The sequence below is a fragment of the Arthrobacter sp. Y3225116 genome (assembly GCF_059091245.1).
Map to the genome: position 1 here is coordinate 1 of NZ_JBNHGL010000554.1, position 500 is coordinate 500.

Here is a 500-nt window from a genome sequence, read left to right on the forward strand (position 1 = left end):
CCCACGGCGGAGCCGCCGGCAAGGGGGCGGCCAGGGCAGGTGCCGTCCGAATTGACGAGGCGGCGCCGGAAACGCGGGGTGCAGGTGTCCCTGCCGGTTCCGCAGCCCATACCCCGTCCGGTACACACCACACCGGAGCGCAACAACCGTCCACCGGGCAGTTCGCCGCGCCCTCGGGTAAGGGAGCGGCCGGGGTGGCAGGCGCCGCCGCGGCCTCCCACGCCATGAACTCGCCGGAACACGGCACCGGCACCGCGACGATCACGTCGGGACGGGACACCGACGCCAGCCCGATCAGCACGCAGCGGGCCGAGAACCTTGAACCGGACGATTCCCTGTCGCCGGGGGCGGCAGACGGTGAGGCCGTCGGCATCCCCGTGACCGCCGATGCGAGCGGATCCGCAACTGCGCGCGCCGCCGCGTCCTCGGCGAGCGGCGTGGCCACGGACGTCGGCTACTCCGCCGGAACGGTGGTGGGCGGATCTGCCGCGTCCGCCGGC

1 protein-coding gene is annotated in these 500 nt (G+C 74.6%); it reads left to right on the forward strand.

Annotation, left to right across the window (positions count from 1 at the left end):
- Positions 1–194: 194 nt before the first annotated feature.
- A partial coding sequence (locus tag AC5RV2_RS18925; RefSeq protein ID WP_494093608.1) for a hypothetical protein occupies positions 195–500 on the forward strand: 306 nt, incomplete at its 3' end.